The organism is Serratia sp. CoH_122_TC_1, from assembly GCF_058191755.1.
This window is the reverse complement of the sequence record NZ_JBXWLA010000020.1, coordinates 1-19,104: the sequence shown is the minus strand read 5'-3', so window position 1 is coordinate 19,104 and position 19,104 is coordinate 1. Positions and strand designations below refer to the sequence as shown.

Annotated in this window: 20 protein-coding genes; 11 read left to right on the top strand and 9 right to left on the bottom strand. The window is 52.4% G+C overall.

Translation table 11 applies throughout. The features are described 5' to 3' along the window. Nucleotides 1-525: 525 nt before the first annotated feature. Nucleotides 526-1,089, top strand: a complete 564-nt coding sequence (locus AC2FC2_RS22155) for a VOC family protein (protein WP_490659920.1) — start codon at nt 526-528, stop codon at nt 1,087-1,089. Here the strand turns inward: AC2FC2_RS22155 and AC2FC2_RS22150 are convergent. Then, nucleotides 1,086-2,237, bottom strand: a complete 1,152-nt coding sequence (locus AC2FC2_RS22150) for a MalY/PatB family protein (RefSeq protein ID WP_490659919.1) — start codon at nt 2,235-2,237, stop codon at nt 1,086-1,088. The genes AC2FC2_RS22155 and AC2FC2_RS22150 overlap by 4 nt on opposite strands. A 162-nt stretch (nt 2,238-2,399) precedes the next feature. Here AC2FC2_RS22150 and cutC point away from each other — a divergent pair, with 162 nt between their 5' ends. Next, nucleotides 2,400-3,158 (top strand): copper homeostasis protein CutC, encoded by a 759-nt coding sequence (cutC, locus tag AC2FC2_RS22145; protein WP_490659918.1) that lies wholly within the window; start codon nt 2,400-2,402, stop codon nt 3,156-3,158. 94 nt (nt 3,159-3,252) lie between these two features. Here cutC and AC2FC2_RS22140 read toward each other — a convergent pair whose 3' ends face one another. The 6 genes from AC2FC2_RS22140 to AC2FC2_RS22115 all read right to left on the bottom strand — a co-directional run bounded on the left by AC2FC2_RS22140 (nt 3,253) and on the right by AC2FC2_RS22115 (nt 9,022). Then, nucleotides 3,253-5,094 (bottom strand): putative phage tail protein, encoded by a 1,842-nt coding sequence (locus tag AC2FC2_RS22140; RefSeq protein WP_490659917.1) that lies wholly within the window; start codon nt 5,092-5,094, stop codon nt 3,253-3,255. A gap of 173 nt (nt 5,095-5,267) precedes the next feature. Beyond that, a complete protein-coding gene (gene cmoB, locus AC2FC2_RS22135) occupies nt 5,268-6,239 on the bottom strand; it encodes a tRNA 5-methoxyuridine(34)/uridine 5-oxyacetic acid(34) synthase CmoB (protein WP_209634002.1) in 972 nt (323 codons plus the stop codon). Beyond that, nucleotides 6,236-6,979 (bottom strand): carboxy-S-adenosyl-L-methionine synthase CmoA, encoded by a 744-nt coding sequence (gene cmoA, locus AC2FC2_RS22130; RefSeq protein ID WP_490659916.1) that lies wholly within the window; start codon nt 6,977-6,979, stop codon nt 6,236-6,238. Before cmoA ends, cmoB begins: the two co-directional genes overlap by 4 nt. Before the next feature lie 103 nt (nt 6,980-7,082). Continuing rightward, the gene (locus AC2FC2_RS22125) at nt 7,083-7,478 is read right to left on the bottom strand and encodes an MAPEG family protein (RefSeq protein WP_061806450.1); all 396 of its coding nucleotides are present in this window, start codon (nt 7,476-7,478) and stop codon (nt 7,083-7,085) included. Nucleotides 7,479-7,580: 102 nt separating this feature from the next. After that, entirely contained in the window at nt 7,581-8,396 is an 816-nt protein-coding gene (locus tag AC2FC2_RS22120) for a DUF72 domain-containing protein (RefSeq protein WP_490659915.1), read from the bottom strand. A 47-nt stretch (nt 8,397-8,443) separates the two neighbouring features. After that, nucleotides 8,444-9,022: a hydrolase gene (locus tag AC2FC2_RS22115; protein WP_490659914.1), complete on the bottom strand. Its 579-nt coding sequence runs from the start codon at nt 9,020-9,022 to the stop codon at nt 8,444-8,446. Between the two features lie 202 nt (nt 9,023-9,224). Here AC2FC2_RS22115 and AC2FC2_RS22110 point away from each other — a divergent pair, with 202 nt between their 5' ends. From AC2FC2_RS22110 to ruvB, 7 genes are all read left to right on the top strand, one after another. Continuing rightward, a complete protein-coding gene (locus AC2FC2_RS22110) occupies nt 9,225-9,455 on the top strand; it encodes an FmdB family zinc ribbon protein (protein ID WP_322740269.1) in 231 nt (76 codons plus the stop codon). Nucleotides 9,456-9,539: 84 nt separating this feature from the next. Continuing rightward, the gene (aspS, locus tag AC2FC2_RS22105; protein ID WP_209633994.1) at nt 9,540-11,324 is read left to right on the top strand and encodes an aspartate--tRNA ligase; all 1,785 of its coding nucleotides are present in this window, start codon (nt 9,540-9,542) and stop codon (nt 11,322-11,324) included. Further along, entirely contained in the window at nt 11,324-11,770 is a 447-nt protein-coding gene (gene nudB, locus AC2FC2_RS22100; protein ID WP_490659913.1) for a dihydroneopterin triphosphate diphosphatase, read from the top strand. The genes aspS and nudB overlap by 1 nt, the downstream gene beginning before the upstream one ends. A 17-nt stretch (nt 11,771-11,787) precedes the next feature. After that, nucleotides 11,788-12,531: a YebC/PmpR family DNA-binding transcriptional regulator gene (locus tag AC2FC2_RS22095; protein WP_209633992.1), complete on the top strand. Its 744-nt coding sequence runs from the start codon at nt 11,788-11,790 to the stop codon at nt 12,529-12,531. Nucleotides 12,532-12,604: 73 nt separating this feature from the next. Beyond that, complete coding sequence (gene ruvC / locus AC2FC2_RS22090; protein WP_037419817.1) at nt 12,605-13,126, top strand: crossover junction endodeoxyribonuclease RuvC; 522 nt, start codon at nt 12,605-12,607, stop codon at nt 13,124-13,126. Nucleotides 13,127-13,238: 112 nt separating this feature from the next. Continuing rightward, complete coding sequence (ruvA, locus tag AC2FC2_RS22085) at nt 13,239-13,853, top strand: Holliday junction branch migration protein RuvA (RefSeq protein WP_490659912.1); 615 nt, start codon at nt 13,239-13,241, stop codon at nt 13,851-13,853. A 20-nt stretch (nt 13,854-13,873) separates the two neighbouring features. Further along, a complete protein-coding gene (gene ruvB, locus AC2FC2_RS22080) occupies nt 13,874-14,878 on the top strand; it encodes a Holliday junction branch migration DNA helicase RuvB (RefSeq protein ID WP_209633989.1) in 1,005 nt (334 codons plus the stop codon). Between the two features lie 68 nt (nt 14,879-14,946). Here ruvB and znuB read toward each other — a convergent pair whose 3' ends face one another. Both znuB and znuC read right to left on the bottom strand, forming a co-directional pair. Then, nucleotides 14,947-15,732, bottom strand: coding sequence for a zinc ABC transporter permease subunit ZnuB (gene znuB, locus AC2FC2_RS22075; RefSeq protein ID WP_490659911.1), 786 nt, complete (start codon nt 15,730-15,732; stop codon nt 14,947-14,949). Then, a complete protein-coding gene (gene znuC / locus AC2FC2_RS22070; RefSeq protein WP_490659910.1) occupies nt 15,729-16,487 on the bottom strand; it encodes a zinc ABC transporter ATP-binding protein ZnuC in 759 nt (252 codons plus the stop codon). Before znuC ends, znuB begins: the two co-directional genes overlap by 4 nt. 78 nt (nt 16,488-16,565) lie before the next feature. On the opposite strand from znuC, the gene znuA reads away from it, so the two are divergent. Together znuA and mepM are read left to right on the top strand one after the other, a co-directional pair. Then, nucleotides 16,566-17,519 (top strand): zinc ABC transporter substrate-binding protein ZnuA, encoded by a 954-nt coding sequence (gene znuA, locus AC2FC2_RS22065; RefSeq protein WP_209633983.1) that lies wholly within the window; start codon nt 16,566-16,568, stop codon nt 17,517-17,519. Between the two features lie 21 nt (nt 17,520-17,540). Continuing rightward, on the top strand, nt 17,541-18,863 hold the full coding sequence (mepM, locus tag AC2FC2_RS22060) for a murein DD-endopeptidase MepM (protein ID WP_404759421.1): 1,323 nt from the start codon (nt 17,541-17,543) through the stop codon (nt 18,861-18,863). The last annotated feature ends 241 nt before the right edge of the window (nt 18,864-19,104 follow it).

Sequence of the window (19,104 nt, the reverse complement as noted above, 5' to 3'; positions counted from 1 at the left end):
ATTATTAAAAGTATCATAACTAATTATCTCAAACTCAATTTTCACTAAAGTAGCTTAATTGATGTTTTCACGCAATTGCACAAATCTTGTTTAGGATGATTCTCATGTTGTTTTTATTTTAATTAACTATAAAACAATGAGTTATAATTAAAGGCTTATTGTTTTTTCATTTCTATTGTGCCAGTGTGTGCTGTCTTCTTAATCATATGTATCTCTTGTTATTGCGATTTTATAACTTAATAAGTTAGTAGTATTCTTAAGTCTTACGTCATGATGAAACGTTATAAACTTATGCAACAATGAGTTTTCGGAATTAAAAACTGGAAAAAACGAAACACGGCTGTAATAAAATCTAAATAAATTGTTATTTTGTGCTTTTTATAACCAGCTGCATTCCTGGTTTAGTTGATGGCCGCACTCTGCACCAAAAAAGTCCGCTTGCCGAAGGTTTCCGTATGGATAGCTGAGCCTTCGGCGTGTAAATTACACCACCTGAAAATCGCTTTCCGTTGTTTCGAGGATTCTATGACGACTTTTACGGCCATTGCCGAGCTTAACGATTTGGTGCTGGATCTGCCGCGCTTTGAACAGGCACTGAACCGCTTTGCCGAGAAGTTGCACCTGGATTTAACACAGTTCAGTGCGGATCACATATCGGTACGCTGCCATCAAAACACAACGGCCGATCGCTGGCGCGAAGGGCTACAACAGTGTGGCTCACTGTTGTCTGAGGCGATAATCAAGGGGCGTCCTATTTACCTGTTTGATCTTCAACAACCCCTTAGCGTGGGACCTTGGCAGATTGACTGTATTGAGTTGCCTTATCCCGGTGATAAACGTTATCCGCATGAAGGCTGGGAGCATGTGGAACTGGTACTGGGTGGCGATCCTGCCACGCTTTACGCGCGCGCGCTGGCTCAGTTGCCTGATGAAGCGTTATTGGCTCAAGGGATAAAACTGAAACAGAGTTCGCCACAGACTGATGGGGAGCGTTTGCCGAACCCGACGTTGGCGATCACCGACGGCAGCGTGACGATCAAGTTTCACCCCTACTCGATTAGGGACGTTGTCGCCAGCGAACAACGTTAGCCTGGCATTAGTGAGTGGGTGGCCATCAGCATACGATCCAACGCTTGGATGAGTAGCTCGCGCCGACAACCAAAATTCAAGCGGACAAAATGCCGGTTACCAAAATCCAGGCCCGGGCTTAATCCAACGCCCGCCCGTTCAAAAAAGGCATGCGGATTATCGACGGCCAGTTGACGGCAGTCTATCCACGCCAGGTAGGTTGCCTCAATCGGTTGTAGCTGCAGGCCGGGCATGGCATTAATACGCTCGGTCACCAAATCACGGTTGGCACGCAGATAAACCAACAGTTCGTCCAACCACTCTTGCCCATGCTGGTAGGCTGCCTGTGCGGCAACCAGCGCCAGTATATCCACTTCAGGTACGATGCCACTGCGTGTGCGGATCAGCTTTTGCCGCAAAGCAGGGTTGGGCACAATCGCCATCGAGGCACCCAGTCCGGCAATATTAAAGGTTTTCGACGGCGACATCAGCGTAATGCTGCGCTGGGCGGCATCCTCATTTAACGTGGCAAAGGGGATGTGCTGACACCCTGGTTCAAGCAGGAGATCACAATGGATTTCATCGGAACAGACGATCAGATCGTGGTTTTGAGCGAACGAATGTTGCTGTAACAGCTCTTGCCTGCGATAGACAGTGCCGCCCGGATTTTGCGGGTTACACAACAGCAGTAATTTTTCTCTGCCATTGAGCTGTTCCGTGAGGGTGGTGAAATCTAACACCCATCGCTTCTCCTTCAGTGCCAGCGGTACCTGCAACTGCGAGCGTCCAGCGAATTTCGCCGCTTTGCGAAACGGGGGGTAAATCGGTGATGGTGCCAGCGTGCCTTCGTTTTCAGCCGTAAAAGCCCGCACGCATAAATTTAGACCGCAAACCAATCCAGGCAGGAAAATCAGCCATTCAGGATTGATACGCCAGCTATAGCGTTCTAGCATACGCTGGCTAAAAACCTCAATGAGTGCAGGGGATGGATGCCCATAGCCGAACACGGCATGGGCCACTCGCTGCTGTAATGCATCGATGATAGCGGGGGGTGAAAGGAAGTCGGTGTCAGCAACCCAGAGCGGAATAATGTCGCGGTCACGATATTTATCCCACTTAACGCTGTCACTGTGACTACGGTCTACCCATTGATCAAAATTGAATGCCATAGTTACTACCCTGAGCTGGTTTATACCTATGTCCGTCATATTGACGTTGCATTTTTGTTACGTGATGCAGCTCCAATTATTTAGGGGCTCTGTATGAGCCTACGTGAGAAATGGAAGAATTAACAATTACTGTCACATGTTAGCCGTCATCTGGGGGTGACAATGATTAAACTGGAAGTTTGTTGCTATAGCGTCGATTGCGCGCTGACGGCTGAGCGGGCAGGTGCCGATCGTATAGAACTGTGCGCCAGTCAGAGTGAGGGGGGGCTGACACCCAGCTACGGTTCATTACGCCTGGCGCGGGAGCGGGTCAGCGTACCTGTGCATCCGATCGTTCGCCCGCGGGGCGGCGATTTTTGTTATAGCGCCGTAGATTTTGACATAATAAAGCACGATATTGCGCAAATCCGCGACATGGGTTTTGCCGGCGTGGTAGTTGGAATGCTGGATGAAGAAGGGCATATCGATCTGCCGCGTATGCGCGAAGTGATGCGTTTGAGCGGCAATATGGCGGTGACTTTCCATCGTGCTTTTGACATGTGCCAAAACCCGATGGCCGCGCTTGATCAGCTCACACAGTTGGGCGTCGCGCGGATACTGACATCCGGTCAGCAGCAAAATGCAGAGCTGGGTTTACCCTTGCTGCGTGATCTGGTGCAGGCTAGCCAGGGGCCAATGATTATGGCAGGGGCAGGAGTTCGGCTCAGTAACTTGCACAAGTTCGTTGATATTGGCATTCAGGAAGTGCATAGCTCATCCGGCCATGAAGTGCCTTCGACCATGCGCTATCGCAAGGCTGGCGTGACCATGTGTTCAGACAGCGAGGTTGATGAATTTAGCCACTATTGCGTCGATGGCGAAATGGTAGAGGCGATGAAAAACGCGTTGGCACTGGTTGATCCGTTGGCGCAGAGTGCATAAGTACCCAGCTATCGTTGTTTAGACGGAAAGAAGCCATGGTACGCGCATAAACTTATAGCAGGCCCCGATTATATCGGGGCCTTTTTAATGTCACTCAGAATAGAGACAGGGAACTAAAATCGAAAATTTGTCCTGGACTGATACCACAAGCAAGAATTCTCACTGTGTTACCGTTTGAACCCGGGTTGACCAGGATATCGTGGATTGTCCGGGTGTTACTCATATAAAACTGTGCATAAAACAGGTTGCCTATCTGTACCCAAGGTACCGTGTCACTTTCGATAAGATCGGTATAGTTATCGTTAAAACTCCGTGCCCATATTCCTGTTGAAATACTTGGCTCAGGCGTGCCAGGTGGCACACTCGCATTTGGGTCACCAATGGATGAGGCGACTGCCCAAAAGGTTCTATTACCGATACTCCGATGAATGCGCTGCAGAATGCCCTTGTATCTTGGGTTAGCACCGGTTGATGTGATTTGATTGCTGTTTGCCGTCAAATTACCATCTATTGACCAGTTGACTGGCTGACTAGTGGTATCGACATCAACCAGGCTGGCATTATCAAGGTAGTTCTGCGGTGCAGAGGTCAGCTGATATACACGCTGGGCAATAGTGATTTCCCCTCTGAGCAGGTTATATCCGCTGGCGTTATTAAGTGCGCCATTCGTCCATAGCGGCATAACGCTGTTACTGAAAGCCAACTGATAGCCACTGTCAGCCGCAAAATATATAGCCTGCGGTGAAAGGGTACCTTTAGGATTATTGGCGGTAGAAAATGTCACATTGGTGATGTGAACCGGCGTAATATTTTGGCGAGATACCGATTTTTTTAACACCAGGAACCCCCCGTCGAGATCACCATAATCATTAATGTAAGAGCCGTTGGCGATCTGAATATTTGCTGCAGAGTCAGAGTCGATCTCAAAACAGGTGCCGTTACGGTCGGCCATAAAGTTGGTCAGACTGACGCCACCTAAGTAGCTGGTTCCTAACGTCGTGGATCTCAGGAAGACTTTTTTGCCATAGGCGAAAACGTTGGTCAAAAAGGTATTGTCATGGCGATCCAGGTTAAAAGCGCATGAACCTTCCACTGTTAGTGAGGCTGTGACTGCTTTTTCTGTCGGGCGAACGACGTTAGGATTAACATGAACATTAGTAAATCTGTTTATTTCTCGGCTCCCGGAGATCTTGTAATCACAACGGATAGCCCAGCCGTAAATACTATCGAAGTAGTTGGCTTCGCCGCTAGCATTAACGAAGTCATAAGCACCTACATAGCGACAATGTGATACCGACAACGTGCCTGTTGAAGTGATCGTTGCCCCGTACTGTCTGAATTGCGCACTACTTTCCGCGGTATAGATCTGATCTGGATACAAGAATGACCAGCCATCAAAAACCACGTCTCGAGCACAGCTGAAGCATGTCACCCCCACCGGCTTACGGATAATAAATGCACTGTCGTCCGTAAGCCCCGCGCGGGCAGGGCCGTTGGTCGTATTGCTGGAAGGCCCTTGTGCCATGGCTGTGCGATTCCCTTTTAGGGTGACTCCCGCAGGAACAATAATCGCAGTGGCTCTGTTAAGCAGATATTGTGCATTATTGCTGGTAAAGACGATCTTGTTCTTCAGTGAAGAGACTGCTTTGATGGCGGCTTCTACAGCATCATCTGAAGAGGTTAAACCCGTTGGGTCTGCACCAAAATCGTCGAAGGTGATCCTATTGCCGAACCTTTTCCAACGCGCGCCTGAGGCGGTGACAATCACTGTGCCATTGTTGTCGACGCTGGTGCTATCCGTTGTGTCATAGTAGAACTTACCGGATCCTTGATGACTACCCGCCTGATGGGAAATCAGAAATACGACTTGACCATTCTCAGTAGGTGCATAGGCTCGGAGTGCATTGATACTATCGATATATTGTAATGTCGTCATGGCGTTATCCTCTATTGGGGTCATCGCCATTGTAGGAGAAGGGAACATTTTTAATGCAACGTTCCCGTGTCGGTGAGACATGACACAACACGTTGAGACGAAAGTGTTAGGAGTGGGGTTTTTACCATGTGTTAAGGGCCCAACATGTGCTGAGCCCTTAAAGCAGGAAGGGGTTAAGGCTTTTTCGCCACTAACACGGCACGCAGTGGGGCGGGATAGCCTTCGATGGTCTTGCTCGAATCGTTTGGATCGAGGAACTCGGCCAGTGACTCGCTGGTCATCCAATCGGTGCGACGCTGTTCATCGGTACTGGTTACGCACATGTCGGCGATCTTCACATCGACGAAACCGCATTTCTCCAGCCAGCACTTCAGGGCTTCAGCCGACGGAATAAAGTACACGTTGCGCATTTGCGCATAACGGTCACCCGGGACCAGCACTTGATTGCGATCGCCTTCTATCACCAGCGTTTCCAGTACCAGCTCGCCTTCGTTGACCAATTGGTTTTTCAACTGGTACAGGTGATCCAGTGGCGAACGACGGTGATAGAGCACCCCCATCGAAAAGACGGTATCAAAGGCAGCCAACTCTGGCAGTTGTTCGATACCGAGGGGCAACAGATGAGCACGTTGATCGCCGCCCAACAGCTTACGCACCGCTTCGAACTGACACAGGAACAGTTGCATCGGATCAATACCTACCGCCAATTGGGCACCGGCACCCAGCATACGCCACAGGTGATAACCGCTGCCGCAGCCGACATCGAGAATGGTACGACCGGCCAGTGGTGAAATGTGCGGTAATACGCGATCCCATTTCCAGTCAGAGTGCCATTCGGTATCGATATCAATGCCGTACAAGGAGAACGGGCCTTTACGCCACGGCATCATGGTGCGCAGCATTTTCTCGATGCCTTCCAACTGGCCCGGTGACAGCGGTGAGTCCATATCGGCACGCACACCATTCAATAAATCGAGACGGGTTGGTGTCAGTGCAGGCAGATGGTCAACGGAGTTAAACCACTGCTTGAACTTGCCATGGAGCGATTCACGCTGCCAGGCGCTGAGCTGGGCAGGGAGAGTATCCAGCCAGTGGCTGAGGTTGCTTTTCGCGATACGCTGGTAAAAATCACCAAACTCAATCATGCCGTGGCCCCCGATTTCAAGGCGATCAGTGAACCAAAGTTAAAGCACTGGAACCAAACTTCCGCATGTTCAAAACCGGCCTGTTTCAGACGGGCTTTGTGGGCATCTACCGAGTCTGTCAGCATAACGTTTTCCAGCATGCTGCGCTTCTGGCTGATTTCCAGTTCGCTGTAGCCGTTGGCGCGTTTGAAATCGTGATGCATGTTGAACAGCAATTCGCCGACGTCGGCATCTTCAAAGCTGAACTTCTCTGACAATACCAACGCACCACCCGGACGTAGCCCAAGGTAGACCTTTTCCAGCAGGCGCAGACGGTCTGCGGGCTCGAGGAATTGCAGGGTAAAGTTCAACACGACCATCGAGGCGTTTTCGATTTTGATATCGAGGATATCCGCTTCGATAACCTCTACCGGCGTGTCGGCACGGAAGGCATCAATATGGCGGCGGCAACGTTCAACCATGGCCGAAGAGTTGTCGACGGCGATGATGTTGCAACCCGCCACCTTGATATTCCGTCGCATCGACAGCGTTGCTGCGCCCAGAGAGCATCCAAGATCATACACCTGGCTGCCGGGTTGAACGAAACGTTCAGCCAACATGCCAATCATTGAAATGATATTGGAATAGCCGGGGACGGAACGCTGAATCATGTCGGGGAACACTTCAGCAACGCGTTCGTCGAAGGTCCAGTCGCCTAATTTGGCGATCGGGGCAGAAAAAAGAGTATCGCGGTTTGGCATAGCGGCAAATCAGTTCAGAATTCGAAGGGGCATATTCTAACAGATAACGGCAAGAAAGCGCAGCGGAAGCAGGCGGCGTAGCCGCCTGAGGAGCAACAGGGGATCAATGCAGGCTGAAAATAAGATCCCATGGCAGATAGAAAATGTTGGCTAATACCATTAGCACCAACGAAATGTAGGTTGCCGCCATGCCTGAACGACGCCAGCGAACTTCACGATTACGTAAGCCGTAGTAATGCACCAGGCGACCGGCCATCAGCATCAGGCCGCAAATATGGATCATCCATATTTCAGCGCCGTTCATTTCCATGAGCACCAGCAGTACGGCTGCAATAGGAATGTATTCTACGGCATTACCGTGAACGCGGATGGCGGTCTGTAGCTCATAAAAGCCCCCGTCGCCGTAAGCAACCCGGTATTGCATCCTTAGCCTAACCACGTCATAAGAGAGTTTGATCAACAACAATGCGCCGAGCACTACATAAAGCGCGCTTACCATTTTTAACTCCATTCCCTAACCAAAACTGGCAGCGAGCATCATAGCTGCCATTGCAATCACTGTCGCGAGGAAAAATCTGATGTAATCAGTCAGATTAATCGGTTAAAACAGTGCATCCTGCTCCGGCCAGTCCGGTGGCGAGGGTAAATTCGGAATTGCCTGATACAGCTGCTGCCAGATTTTCTGCGCTTGTTGGGGAGAGTCGCCGTTATCCGGCGTATGGATAAACAGAAATGGCTGGTGTTTTTGTTGCCAAAGGGGCAGTTTCTGCTGCCAGGCATCGAACCAGCGCAGGTTGTCCTGCAAGACGTCGCCACCGATAAAACGCACCAGCGGGTTGTTGGCCGTGACCAAGGCGTGCACCGGCAGCTTAGGCTTTTTCTGTTGTGCGTCACGTACGGCAGCGCTGTTGGGAATGGCATGATGTACGGGCCGGCTGTCAAGGATGACCCGATTGATACCGCGCTGATGTAACCCCTGATTTAACAGCCGCTCTTCTTCCCCCTTGCCGAAGAACGCGGGGTGTCTAACCTCCACGCCGTAAGTAAATTCTTTCGGCAATGCATCAAAGAATTGCCACATCGCCGGCAATTCAGCCGGGCCAAAAGCCGCAGGCAATTGAAGCCAAAGCTGGCCAATGCGTTGATGAACGGGGCTCAGACACTGATAAAAGGCCTGCAGTTCAGCGGCGCAGTTGCGCAGCGCGGCCTGATGGCTGATGGTGGCGGGAAACTTGAAACAAAAGCGAAAATCGTCGTTGGTCATATCGCGCCAGCGCTGGACAATGTCCAGTTTAGGCAACGCGTAGAAGGTGGTATTGCCTTCCACGCAATTAAAATAGCGGCTGTAATCCGCCAGATCGCGCAGCCCGATACGGTGCCAGGCCGGGTGTTGCCACTGTGGGAGTCCGATATACATCAGGCTTGCTTCTTCCTTAATTATTCCCGTCAGTCTACACGTTAACGTTACTCGTCAAGTGCGGCAAGAATTTCGCGGGTGCTGCGTACACGCGCCAGCCGCGGGAAGATATTGTCGAAAGCAAACTGGTGCATTTCAGCGTTTGCTGTGCTGCACACGTCTTCGGCGATCACCAATTCGTAGCCGTGTTCCCAGGCGGCGCGGGCGGTAGATTCCACGCCAATATTGGTGGCAATTCCCCCTAGCACAATGGATTTAATGCCGCGGCGACGCAGTTGCAGGTCAAGATCGGTGCCATAAAATGCGCCCCATTGGCGTTTGGTCACCAGAATGTCGCTGTCACTCACTGCCAGAGCGTCAGGAAATTCCCACCAGTTGTCAGGCAGCCCGCCGGCTGGCGCGGGAGATGGCTTGTCTACCGGCTGTTTCAGCGCTTCAGCGAAGGAGTCTGACCAGCCGACGCGCACCAGGATCACCGGGGCCGCCAATGAACGGAAATGTGCGGCTAACTGTGCACCATGGGCAACAACACTCTCGGCGCTGTGCGGGCCTCCGGCATAGGGTAGAATGCCGTTTTGCAAATCAATCAACACCAGGGCAGTGGTGTGGGCATCAAGTTTCAACATGGTCATATCTCGTGACGAGGTGGATAAAATGCGCACAAACGAAACCGCGCGCCAAACACGTGTTGATTCAGGCTACGTGAAAAAAGGGTCACCGGTTAATGGGAAATTTGTTAATCAATGTGTTATTTCGGGCAAAAACACATCATTTAGTGCTGCAACAAAGCTGTGTTCGCACTTATCTGGCGCATGAATTTCCTTTATAATGATCGCCTTTTTTCAACACACTTTACGCCAAAGACCTATGCCGATTTATGAATATGCATGTGGTGCTTGCAGCCTTCGGTTAGAGAAACTGCAAAAATTTTCCGATGCGCCGCTGACAGATTGTCCGGCGTGTGGGCAGCCCGCGTTAACCAAGCTGATTTCTTCCACGGGGTTCCAGTTAAAGGGCACCGGTTGGTATGCAACAGACTTCAAACCGGGCAAGAAATAGAGTTCATCAGAAATTATCAGAAAACAGCCGTGTGGCAGGTGCCAAAAGCCCGCGCGGCATCGGCTTAAGCCAAAAGGATAGCGTATGCGTACTGAATATTGCGGGCAGTTGAATCTGTCCCACGTGGGCCAGGAAGTCACTCTGTGTGGTTGGGTCAACCGTCGTCGCGATCTGGGCGGCCTGATCTTTATTGATATGCGCGACCGCGAAGGCATCGTGCAGGTGTTCTTCGATCCAGACCAGAAGGTCGCGTTCGATAAGGCGTATGACCTGCGTAATGAATTCTGCATCCAGATCGTCGGCACAGTGCGTGCGCGTCCGGACAGCCAGATCAATAAAGATATGGCCACCGGTGAAGTCGAAGTCTTCGCCCATGCCCTGGAGATCATCAACCGCTCCGAACCATTGCCGCTGGATTCCAACCAGGTTAACAGCGAAGAAGCGCGCCTGAAGTATCGCTACCTGGATCTGCGTCGTCCTGAAATGGCTGACCGCTTGAAAACCCGCGCTAAAATCACCAGCTTTGTGCGTCGCTTTATGGACAGCCACGGCTTCCTCGACATCGAAACACCGATGCTGACCAAAGCTACGCCGGAAGGCGCGCGTGACTATCTGGTACCGAGTCGCGTGCATAAAGGCAAATTCTATGCGCTGCCGCAGTCACCACAGCTGTTCAAGCAGTTGCTGATGATGTCCGGTTTCGATCGCTACTATCAAATCGTCAAGTGCTTCCGTGACGAAGACTTGCGTGCTGATCGCCAGCCTGAATTTACCCAGATCGACGTGGAAACCTCTTTCATGACTGCCGAACAGGTGCGTGAAGTGATGGAGAAACTGGCACGTGAACTGTGGCTGGACGTGAAGGGCGTTGATTTGGGCGATTTCCCGATCATGACCTTCGAAGAGGCCATGCGCCGTTACGGATCTGACAAGCCAGACCTGCGTAACCCGCTGGAGCTGGTGGACGTTGCCGATCTGGTAAAAGACGTGGAGTTCAAAGTCTTCTCCGGTCCGGCCAACGATGCTAAAGGCCGCGTCGCTGCCATTCGTGTTCCTGGCGGCGCGCAGTTGACCCGTAAATTGATCGACGAGTACGGTGCATTCGTTAATATTTATGGTGCTAAAGGCCTGGCTTGGCTGAAGGTTAATGACCGTGCCGCCGGCATGGAGGGTGTACAAAGCCCTATCGCCAAATTCCTCAGTGCGGACGTTCTGGAAGCCATCCTGGCGCGTACCAACGCACAGACAGGCGATATTCTGTTCTTCGGTGCCGACAGCTTCAAGATTGTGACTGATGCGATGGGCGCGCTGCGTCTGAAACTGGGCCGCGATCTGGAACTGACTAAACTGGACAGTTGGGCACCGCTGTGGGTGGTTGACTTCCCAATGTTCGAAGAGGACGGTGAAGGTGGTCTGGCAGCGATGCACCATCCGTTCACGGCACCACGCGACATGAGCCCGGAAGAGCTGGCCGTAACGCCAACCAACGCCATTGCCAACGCCTACGACATGGTGATTAACGGTTATGAAGTGGGTGGCGGTTCTGTACGTATTCACCGCAGTGAAATGCAGCAAACGGTCTTTAGCATCCTGGGTATTACCGAACACGAACAGCGTGAGAAATTCGGTTTCTTGTTGGACGCATTGAAGTACGGTACACCACCGCACGCTGGGCTGGCCTTCGGTTTGGATCGTTTGGTGATGCTGTTGACCGGTACGGACAACATCCGTGACGTTATCGCCTTCCCGAAAACCACGGCTGCGGCCTGTTTGATGACCGAAGCACCCAGCTTCGCCAATCCGGCGTCGTTGCAGGAGCTGGCTATCTGTGTGGTAAAGAAAGCCTCTGCGGAACAAGAGAGCGAGTGATGAACTACAAGCGACCCGAGTCTATTCTGGTAGTGATTTATGCCATCTCCAGTGGCCGGGTGCTGATGTTACAGCGGCGCGATGATACGGAATTCTGGCAGTCGGTTACCGGCAGTCTGGAGGCCGCAGAATCGCCGCCGCATGCCGCACGGCGTGAGGTCAAGGAAGAAGTCGGCATCGATATCGAAGCAGAGAATCTGCCGTTGTTCGATTGCCAGCGCTGTGTGGAGTTTGAACTCTTTGTCCATTTGCGACATCGCTATGCCCCGGGGACCACGCGCAATAAAGAGCATTGGTTCTGTCTGGCTTTGCCTGAAGAGCGAGATCCGGTGATTACCGAGCATCACGCCTACCAGTGGCTTGACGCGGCGGAAGCCGTGAAACTGACCAAGTCCTGGAGCAATCAGCAGGCGATTGAAGAGTTTGTGATTAATTCAGTCCAGTAATTTTTTCGGAGATTTTTATGGCAGGTCATAGTAAGTGGGCCAACACAAAGCACCGTAAAGCAGCGCAAGATTCCAAGCGCGGTAAAATTTTCACCAAAATTATTCGCGAGCTGGTGACGGCTGCGAAACTGGGCGGTGGCGATCCGGGTGCTAACCCGCGTCTGCGCGCGGCGATCGATAAGGCGCTGTCTAACAACATGACGCGTGACACCCTGAACCGTGCTATCGCACGCGGTGTGGGTGGTGATGATGATTCCAACATGGAAACCATCATTTATGAAGGTTACGGCCCGGGCGGCACTGCCGTCATGATCGAATGCCTGAGTGACAACCGTAACCGTACCGTGGCAGAAGTGCGTCATGCCTTCACGAAATGCGGCGGAAACCTTGGTACCGATGGTTCAGTGGCTTACCTGTTCACCAAAAAAGGCGTAATCACTTACGCACCGGGTCTGGATGAAGACGTGGTAATGGAAGCAGCACTGGAAGCCGGCGCTGAGGATATCGTCAGCTACGACGATGGGGTGATCGACGTGTTCACCGCGTGGGAAAATCTCGGCGAAGTGAAAGATGCACTGACTGCTGCCGGCTTTACCGCTGAGTCAGCGGAAGTTTCCATGATCCCATCGACCAAGGCCGATATGGATGAAGAAACTGCACCTAAGTTGCTGCGTCTGATCGACATGCTGGAAGACTGTGACGACGTGCAGGAGGTTTACCACAACGGTGAGATCTCCGACGAAGTTGCAGCTACGCTGTAATCAGCTTGAAGTATGGCGCTGCTGCGTGGCAGCGCCTGGCAACATTAATGCCTAACGCAAGGTGGGTGTAGGGATGACGATCATACTCGGTATCGATCCCGGATCGCGCGTCACCGGTTACGGCCTTATTCGTCAGCAAGGCCGTCAGTTAAGCTATGTCGCCAGCGGCTGCATCCGCACCGTGGTGGATGACATGCCGACGCGTTTGAAGCTGATTTACGCCGGCGTCAGCGAAATCATTACCCAGTTTAAACCGGACTTTTTCGCCATTGAGCAGGTGTTTATGGCGAAAAACCCGGATTCGGCGCTCAAGCTAGGGCAGGCGCGCGGCGTGGCGATTGTCGCTGCCGTGAACCAGGATCTGGAAGTGTTTGAGTATGCGGCACGACAGGTAAAGCAGACGGTGGTCGGCACGGGCGCGGCGGAAAAGGCACAGGTGCAGCATATGGTGCGTTCGTTGCTTAAACTGTCGGCTAACCCCCAGGCTGATGCCGCCGATGCCTTGGCAATTGCCATTACCCACTGCCACCTCAGTCAAAATGTGCTGAGGATGAGTGAAGGGCGGTTGAACCTGGCGCGTGGGCGTTTAAAGTAGTGCTTAATCAGCGATAACTGAGGCTGGATATTCATCCAGCCTTTTTTATGTTATAAGCTTTACCAGCACGGCATGGCAGAAGGTCATGCTCAGGAATTCAGCAGGAGGGTAAATGATAGGTCGTCTCAGAGGATATATTCTGGAAAAGCAGCCGCCACTGGTATTACTGGAGGTAAACGGTGTGGGCTATGAAGTGCATATGCCGATGACCTGTTTTTATGAGCTGCCGGAGCTGGGGCAAGAGGCTATCGTGTTTACCCAATTTGTGGTGCGCGAAGATGCACAACTGCTGTATGGCTTTAATGATAAGCAAGAGCGTGCACTGTTCCGCGAGTTGATCAAAGTGAACGGCGTAGGGCCAAAGTTGGCGTTGGCTATTTTGTCCGGTATGTCTGCGCAACAGTTCGTCAGTGCGGTGGAACGCGAAGAGATCACGTCCTTGGTGAAATTACCGGGCGTGGGCAAAAAAACCGCAGAGCGCCTGGTCGTAGAAATGAAAGACCGCTTCAAAGGGCTTAATGGCGATCTGTTTAACAGCAGCAGCGAAATCACGCTGCCTGCCACTTCCGCACAAACCGTCGAGGTGGATGCTGAAGCTGAAGCCGCCTCTGCGCTGGTGGCATTGGGCTATAAACCGCAGGAAGCGAGCCGCATGGTAAGTAAAATCGCCAAGCCGGGTGCCGATTGCGAAACCCTGATCCGCGACGCGTTGCGCGCCGCGCTGTAAGCGCCGATAAGAGGTAGAGAATGATTGAAGCCGATCGCCTGATTTCTGCCGAGCCGATCAATGAAGAAGAAATTCTTGATCGCGCAATACGGCCGAAGCTGCTGACGGAATATGTTGGTCAGCCGCATGTCCGCGAGCAGATGGAAATCTTTATTCAGGCGGCCAAGCAGCGTGGCGATGCGCTGGACCATTTGCTGATCTTCGGCCCTCCAGGGTTGGGTAAAACCACGCTGGCCAATATCGTTGCTAATGAAATGGGCGTTAATTTGCGTACCACTTCCGGCCCGGTGCTGGAGAAGGCAGGGGATTTGGCAGCGATGCTGACCAATCTCGAACCGCACGACGTTCTGTTTATTGATGAAATCCACCGCCTTTCTCCAGTAGTAGAAGAAGTGCTGTATCCGGCGATGGAAGATTATCAACTGGACATTATGATCGGCGAAGGCCCCGCTGCACGTTCGATCAAGCTCGATTTGCCGCCTTTTACGTTGGTGGGCGCAACCACCCGTGCCGGTTCGCTGACATCGCCATTGCGTGACCGTTTCGGTATCGTGCAACGCCTGGAGTTTTATCAGGTTGCCGATTTGCAGCACATTGTTTCACGTAGCGCTAACTGCCTGGGGCTGGATCTGTCGGACGAAGGGGCGCATGAAGTGGCTCGTCGCGCGCGGGGGACTCCACGTATCGCTAACCGTTTGCTGCGCCGAGTGCGCGACTTCGCCGAAGTCCGCGCCAATGGCGTGATCAGCGGCGATGTGGCGATGCAAGCGCTGGACATGTTGAATGTTGACGCAGAAGGTTTCGACTACATGGACCGCAAGCTGCTACTGGCAATTATCGACAAATTCACCGGTGGACCTGTTGGTTTGGATAACCTGGCGGCTGCGATTGGCGAGGAACGAGAAACGATCGAGGACGTTATCGAGCCTTTCCTGATCCAGCAAGGTTTTATCCAGCGCACACCGCGTGGGCGCATGGCTACCAATCATGCTTATAAGCACTTTGGTATGGTGCGCGAAGAGTAAGTCTTGCGTGGTCATCTGCATGAAAAAGGGCCGCTAATTGCGGCCCTTTTTCATAACTGCACGGGTAATCAGGCATGCTGCTTTTTGGATAGGCTCAAAATAAACAGCACGGCTGCGCTCAGAACTACCGACGGGCCGGCCGGCGTGTCGTAAAATGCCGAGAAGGCTAATCCCCCCGTCACCGCAAGCACACCAACCAGTACCGCGTATCCGGCCATTTGTTCCGGTGTGCGGGCGAAACGCCGTGCGGTTGCCGCTGGGATAATCAACAGTGAAGTGATAATCAGCGCGCCGACGAATTTCATTGCCAGGCCGATGGTGAGGGCTGTGACCAGCATTAACATGGTGCGTGCTCGCACCAGGTTAACGCCGTCAACGTGCGCGAGTTCCGGGCTGATGGTCATCGACAGCAGGTTACGCCATTGCCACCACAGGATCAGCAGCACGAGAGTAACGCCAATACCAATCATCCAAATATCGTTGAGCGTGACCGACAGCAGATCGCCAAACAGATAGGCCATGAGATCGACCCGGACGTTGGACATCAGAGCAACCACCACCAATCCCAGCGAGAGCGCGCTGTGCGCCATAATACCGAGCAGGGTATCAACGGACAGTTGCGGACGACGCTCCAGCCACACCAGCACCAGTGCCAACACCAGCGTGACAGCAATCACCGCGTAGAACGGATTCACGTCAAGCAGCAGGCCGAACGCCACACCCAAGAGTGAGGCGTGTGCCAAAGTATCCCCGAAATAAGACATCCGACGCCAAACTACAAAAGAGCCGAGTGGCCCTGCGGCACCGGCAAGAAGCACCCCGGCGAGCCAGCCAGGTAATAACAGTTCAATCATGCCTCACGGCCCCCGGTTTTCTTCAACACAATTCGTCCTTGCAGGTCATGGCGGTGATTATGGTGGTGGCGATAGACCGCCAGTTGTTCTGCGCCACGGTTGCCGAACATGGCGATAAATTCAGGATGCATCGACACCACTTCCGGCGCACCGGAACAACAAATGTGTTGGTTGAGGCACAGCACTTCGTCGGTTTTCGCCATCACCAGATGCAGGTCATGGGAAACCATCAGTACCGCGCAGCCTAATTCTTTGCGCAGTTGATTGATCAGATCGTACAACGCTAGTTGGCCATTGACGTCGACCCCTTGCGTGGGTTCATCCAGCACCAGCAACTGCGGTTTATTCAGTAAGGCCCGAGCCAGCAGCACGCGCTGGTTCTCACCGCCAGAGAGCTTTTGCATTGGCTGATCAATCAGGTGCGCAGCTTGTACACGCTTAAGCGCTGGCAGGATATCGGTTTTTTTAACGCCGGGTTTTAGGCGCATAAAGCGGCTGACGGTAAGCGGGAGGGTAGCGTCGAGGTGCAGCTTTTGCGGCACATACCCGATACGTAAGCCAGGCTCACGTGCCAGTGTGCCTTCCGTTGGTGCAATGAGCCCCAACACCACGCGTACCAGCGTGGATTTGCCCGCACCGTTTGGGCCGAGCAGCGTCAGGATACGACCCGGCTGCAGGCTGAGCGAAATATTCGACAGCACCTTACGGTTGCCAAAGGATACGGAGATATTTTTTAGCGTTGTCAGTGTGGACATCTCATGATTACATTTTGCAGAACTAACCGAATGTTATAATATCACGCTTCGCTAACGAAAACGACGGGATTACGGATAATGGCACAGAAAAATAAATGGTTACAACGCACGCTACTGGCCAGTGCATTGATAATGGCGGGACCGCTGAGCAACGCCTCTGCGGCGGTGGTGACGTCCATTCGCCCATTGGGCTTTATCGCCTCGGCAATTGCTGATGGGGTAACGCCAACGGAGGTTCTGTTGCCGGACGGTGCATCACCGCATGACTTCGCGCTGCGGCCTTCCGATATTCAGCGTTTGCGTGCCGCGGATCTGGTGGTATGGGTAGGTCCAGATATGGAAGCCTTCCTGACAAAATCGTTAGCGCCAGTAGCGGCTAAACACCAGGTCGCCATCAGCGAACTGAGTGGCGTGAAACCTTTGCTGATGAAAGGCGAAGATGATGACCACGATCATGAACATGCAACAGATGCGCATAATCATGCCGACCATGATGAGGGCGACGGGCATCATCACGGTGAATATAACATGCATGTTTGGCTGTCCCCAGAAGTGGCAAAAGTGACCGCGATCGCGATTCACGACAGGTTATTGGAACTTATGCCACAAAATAAGGACAAATTAGACGCAAACCTGCGCCAGTTCGAGAATCTGCTGACGCAAACTGACAAAAATGTTGGTAACATGCTTAAGCCTGTGCAAGGTAGGGGATATTTTGTTTTTCATGATGCTTATGGCTATTTTGAGAAACACTTCGGCTTGAGCCCATTGGGCCATTTTACCGTTAACCCCGAAATCCAACCTGGAGCACAGCGCTTACACCAAATTCGAACACAGTTGGTTGAGCAGAAAGCAGTATGCGTTTTTGCTGAGCCACAATTCAGGCCAGCCGTAATTAATGCTGTTGCCAAAGGGACCAATGTGCGTTCAGGAACGCTGGATCCGCTGGGCATCGGCATCGCACTGGGTAAAGACAGCTACGGGAACTTCCTGACTCAGTTGTCAAACCAGTACGTGAGCTGCCTGAAGTAAAGATTATGAGGATAAAATCGAGTGCAGCAGATAGTCCGAACTATCGCTCTGGCGTATAACAACCTGCCACGGCCCCACCGCGTCATGCTGGGGTCGTTGACAGTCGTTACATTGGCCGTCGCTGTTTGGCGGCCTTTTGTTTATCACCCAGAACATAACCCCATCGTTAAGAGCATTGAATTAGAATCCAGCCAATTACGTTCCTTGTTACCTGAAGCCAGTGAACCTATCGACGTTGACCAACCCACCCCCGATGATGACATCCCACAGGATGAGCTGGACCAGAAGGTCGCCGGCGAGGATGGAGTGCATGAATATGTGGTTTCGACGGGTGATACGCTGGGCAGCATTCTGACCCAATATGGCATCGATATGTCGGACGTCACGCTGTTGGCATCGCAAAACCGCGATCTGCGTAATCTGAAAATCGGCCAACAACTGTCCTGGACAGTGAACGAAGCCGGCGATTTGCAGCGTTTGACGTGGGAAGTGTCTCGACGTGAGACCCGCACCTACGATCGTACAGGCAACACCTTCAAAGAAACCCAGGAAGCTCAGCAAGGCGAATGGCGCAACAATGTCATCAGTGGTCGTTTAAACGGCAGTTTTGTCAGCAGCGCCAGCAATGCCGGCCTGAGTCGTGCTGAGATCAATGCAGTGATCAAAGCGTTGCAATGGCAGTTGGACTTCCGTAAGTTGCGCAAGGGCGATCAGTTCTCTGTGTTAATGTCCCGTGAACATTTTGACGGCAAGAGTGCGCAGAGCCAGTTACTGGGTGTTCGCATGCGTAGCGGCGGTAAAGACTATTACGCCATTCGTGCCGAGGACGGTAAATTCTACGATCGTCAGGGTTCTGGTTTGGCGCGTGGCTTTATGCGTTTCCCAACCATGAAACAGTTCCGCATTTCCTCAAACTTCAACCCGCGCCGCGTTAACCCTGTGACAGGGCGTATTGCACCGCATAAAGGTGTCGACTTTGCGATGCCGGTAGGTACCCCGGTGCTGGCTGTCGGTGACGGTGAGGTGTTGATCGCCAAACGTAGCGGAGCTGCGGGTAACTATGTGGCGATCCGCCACGGTCGTCAGTACACCACGCGCTATATGCACCTGAAAAAGCTGTTGGTCAAGCCAGGGCAGAAGGTGAAACGTGGTGACCGCATCGCATTATCCGGCAATACCGGCCGTTCTACCGGCCCACATCTGCACTTTGAAATGTGGACTAACCAACAGGCGGTGAACCCGTTGACGGCGAAACTGCCACGCTCTGAAGGGCTGACCGGTAAAGATCGCAGCGATTATCTGGCGCAGGTGAAAGAAGTGGTTCCTCAACTGCAGCTAGATTAATGCATTTGTCGGGGCGCGTTACCGCGCCAGTGATTCCATCGGCCTGATTAAGGGCCGATGTTGTTTTATATTGGCGCTTCGCCGTTGTTAATTGCAAAATCAATCATTGCAATTATGATTAGCCGAACCGCTAAGTTAAGAGCTTGTGCATGCAAAACGAAAAAAAATCAAATCCTGAGTTCATCCCGCAATTTCAGAAAGCCTTTTACCACCCGCGCAACTGGGGCGTTTGGTTAGGAAC

What these genes read in the sequence shown, in the direction of transcription:
- AC2FC2_RS22125 (WP_061806450.1), bottom strand. Translation starts at nt 7,478, where the DNA reads ATGGTAAGCGCGCTTTATGTAGTGCTCGGCGCATTGTTGTTGATCAAA.
- cmoB (WP_209634002.1), bottom strand. Translation starts at nt 6,239, where the DNA reads ATGATTGAGTTTGGTGATTTTTACCAGCGTATCGCGAAAAGCAACCTC.
- AC2FC2_RS22115 (WP_490659914.1), bottom strand. Translation starts at nt 9,022, where the DNA reads ATGTTGAAACTTGATGCCCACACCACTGCCCTGGTGTTGATTGATTTG.
- cutC (WP_490659918.1), top strand. Translation starts at nt 2,400, where the DNA reads ATGATTAAACTGGAAGTTTGTTGCTATAGCGTCGATTGCGCGCTGACG.
- znuB (WP_490659911.1), bottom strand. Translation starts at nt 15,732, where the DNA reads ATGATTGAACTGTTATTACCTGGCTGGCTCGCCGGGGTGCTTCTTGCC.
- znuC (WP_490659910.1), bottom strand. Translation starts at nt 16,487, where the DNA reads ATGTCCACACTGACAACGCTAAAAAATATCTCCGTATCCTTTGGCAAC.
- aspS (WP_209633994.1), top strand. Translation starts at nt 9,540, where the DNA reads ATGCGTACTGAATATTGCGGGCAGTTGAATCTGTCCCACGTGGGCCAG.
- nudB (WP_490659913.1), top strand. Translation starts at nt 11,324, where the DNA reads ATGAACTACAAGCGACCCGAGTCTATTCTGGTAGTGATTTATGCCATC.
- AC2FC2_RS22140 (WP_490659917.1), bottom strand. Translation starts at nt 5,094, where the DNA reads ATGACGACATTACAATATATCGATAGTATCAATGCACTCCGAGCCTAT.
- AC2FC2_RS22150 (WP_490659919.1), bottom strand. Translation starts at nt 2,237, where the DNA reads ATGGCATTCAATTTTGATCAATGGGTAGACCGTAGTCACAGTGACAGC.
- AC2FC2_RS22095 (WP_209633992.1), top strand. Translation starts at nt 11,788, where the DNA reads ATGGCAGGTCATAGTAAGTGGGCCAACACAAAGCACCGTAAAGCAGCG.
- ruvC (WP_037419817.1), top strand. Translation starts at nt 12,605, where the DNA reads ATGACGATCATACTCGGTATCGATCCCGGATCGCGCGTCACCGGTTAC.
- ruvB (WP_209633989.1), top strand. Translation starts at nt 13,874, where the DNA reads ATGATTGAAGCCGATCGCCTGATTTCTGCCGAGCCGATCAATGAAGAA.
- AC2FC2_RS22110 (WP_322740269.1), top strand. Translation starts at nt 9,225, where the DNA reads ATGATCGCCTTTTTTCAACACACTTTACGCCAAAGACCTATGCCGATT.
- znuA (WP_209633983.1), top strand. Translation starts at nt 16,566, where the DNA reads ATGGCACAGAAAAATAAATGGTTACAACGCACGCTACTGGCCAGTGCA.
- ruvA (WP_490659912.1), top strand. Translation starts at nt 13,239, where the DNA reads ATGATAGGTCGTCTCAGAGGATATATTCTGGAAAAGCAGCCGCCACTG.
- AC2FC2_RS22155 (WP_490659920.1), top strand. Translation starts at nt 526, where the DNA reads ATGACGACTTTTACGGCCATTGCCGAGCTTAACGATTTGGTGCTGGAT.
- AC2FC2_RS22120 (WP_490659915.1), bottom strand. Translation starts at nt 8,396, where the DNA reads ATGTATATCGGACTCCCACAGTGGCAACACCCGGCCTGGCACCGTATC.
- cmoA (WP_490659916.1), bottom strand. Translation starts at nt 6,979, where the DNA reads ATGCCAAACCGCGATACTCTTTTTTCTGCCCCGATCGCCAAATTAGGC.